Source organism: Marinomonas sp. S3726 (assembly GCF_000967665.1).
GTDB lineage: Bacteria > Pseudomonadota > Gammaproteobacteria > Pseudomonadales > Marinomonadaceae > Marinomonas.
Genome location: NZ_JXYC01000080.1, coordinates 1 through 1,956, shown reverse-complemented (window position 1 = coordinate 1,956; position 1,956 = coordinate 1). Strand labels below are relative to the sequence as shown.

Below are 1,956 nucleotides of genomic sequence, written 5' to 3'. Positions count from 1 at the left end.
AAAACGATCAATTAAATCTTGGGTGCTGCAATACGCCATAATTACTTCTCACCGCCTGAGTTTTCATCTTTTGGCGCGTCTTCACTTGAGCTGTTATCTAACGTTGCAAGATAAGCTTCCCAAGCTTGAGTGCGTTCTTCTGCCGTTACATCTTTTGAAAACGCGGTGGCTTTAGGTGAATTATCTTGCTTCCAAAGAGACGCATCGTCTTTGTCCAAAGAAGCAATGTGAGCTACCAACTCACGAAGGCGTTCCTCATCCATGGGCCCTTTTGAATTTGAATTCGAATTTGACGAATCATCAATGGCTGCACCTTCAATAATTTTGACGGATAGGCGCGGTTCATTTTCAAGTTGTTTAAGTTGCGCTTTTGTAAAAGTGCCATCAGGGTGTGTGACCAACTCGCTAGGATGCGCCATGCCCGCACGACGGAACCCATTAACCGATGATTTGATAATAATTGGCATATCATTAACCTCTCCAATATGTGCTTTGAACTTAAGCGATTTGGCGGTATCAATGCCCGCCAAATCATGAGCGAATGACTTAAAATCGAGTGGTGTTTATAAGTAGTCTGCGACGACTATTTTCAGGCGACCTTTAAGTTCGTTTGAGCTGTTGGAATCTAATTCACGCTCAATTAATCGTCTCGCTTGTTTTTCTTGGGACGAGTGAACCACTAAGAGTGTTGGTTTAACTCCGAGCTTCTGGCCCCCATCGGCTTTAAAGTCACGCATGGCACTAATAGCGGCCCATAGATTGTCGCTGGTCAGGTCTTTACGAGAGCCGTAAGCAAGTTGCCAAAAAGAGAAGCCCACATTACGGCGGCAATCTGCCCCAAATCGAAATTCATTTGATGTGAACACATGCTCGTCATCTAATTTAGTCATTGATTGCAAATTAGGTTTACGGCGCTCTTGGAAAATGATCGGTTTTACTGCACGGGAGGTATCTAATAAGTACCAAGTTGTACCCGAGCCGCCGTTATCATCGTAGTTTGAGACAGATACGGCAGTTCCCGTACCATCAACATTGGGGTATACAGGGTGATCCGTATCAAAAAAGTTTTGGCCGTCATAACATAAGGTACTGGTACCCGCGCTTAATAGGCCATACGTCAATTGATCTGGTTGGATTTGAACTGCTCGACCCATTTCTTCAAAAATAGGTGAATAAATGCCAACATTATCGTCTTCGATATCTTCTCGATCCACACCCACCGTACTTTCATAGGTTTTATTAGTGATGGTATAGCTGTGTTCTTTTATTGAGTTGATGACACGATCACCGACCCATTCACGTAAGTTTGGAAATTTACCTAGCCAACCGTAGGTATTAGATTTACTGGTGGATGTGACGTACATGGCCACTTCTTTCCACTGGGGTTCAGCTGTGGTCAGGCCTTTTTGAAAATCGGCTTTCCACGATGTAAAAAGTGCTTGAATCATTGATGATTTAACAATTGCCATTTTGGGCTCCTATGTCTCGAATAAATCGTTGCTTGTGCCATTCAATATTTATTAAAAAGAATTGCCTTATTTGGCTTTTAGGGCCGCGTATTCTTCATCAGTACGACCTGTTAATTTAGCCGCAAGCTGTTCGTCTTCAGTTAGTGTGTGATCATTTTGCTTTTGAATAGGCGCTTTAGATCCCGCTTGCTGGCTACTTAAAGCGACAATAGGTGTTTGCTTATCTAAATACTCATTGAGCGCGGCCATATCTTTTTTACCAAAATCACGTGCCCATGGTTCCATTGCGGGGACGATCTTGCCGCTTTCTAAAGCGTCTTCGATTACTTTATCCAAACCACCCACGGCAACCTGAGCAGATAAGGCTGCAATTTGAGTCTGCATTTCAGACACAACTCCCACTGGGACGTATTTAGCGGGATCTACTTCAGGGCTTTGTGGGTTTGCTTTTAGGGTTGCTAAAGATTGTTCAGCACTTAGCTTGTCA

3 protein-coding genes are annotated in these 1,956 nt (G+C 43.6%); all 3 read right to left on the bottom strand.

Annotated features, from left to right (window positions below; all coding sequences use genetic code 11):
- Positions 1-41: 41 nt before the first annotated feature.
- Positions 42-467 carry an HI1506-related protein gene (locus tag TW85_RS25810; RefSeq protein WP_052702416.1) on the bottom strand — a complete coding sequence of 142 codons (426 nt, stop codon included), beginning with the start codon at positions 465-467 and terminating at the stop codon, positions 42-44.
- Between the two features lie 96 nt (positions 468-563).
- Entirely contained in the window at positions 564-1,469 is a 906-nt protein-coding gene (locus TW85_RS25115; protein ID WP_046019878.1) for a Mu-like prophage major head subunit gpT family protein, read from the bottom strand.
- A gap of 66 nt (positions 1,470-1,535) precedes the next feature.
- Positions 1,536-1,956 (bottom strand): phage protease (locus TW85_RS25110; RefSeq protein WP_046019877.1); only part of this gene is annotated, 421 nt, incomplete at its 5' end.

Coding starts and splice junctions, on each gene's coding strand:
- TW85_RS25810 (WP_052702416.1), bottom strand. CDS start 467: ATGCCAATTATTATCAAATCATCGGTTAATGGGTTCCGTCGTGCGGGC.
- TW85_RS25115 (WP_046019878.1), bottom strand. CDS start 1,469: ATGGCAATTGTTAAATCATCAATGATTCAAGCACTTTTTACATCGTGG.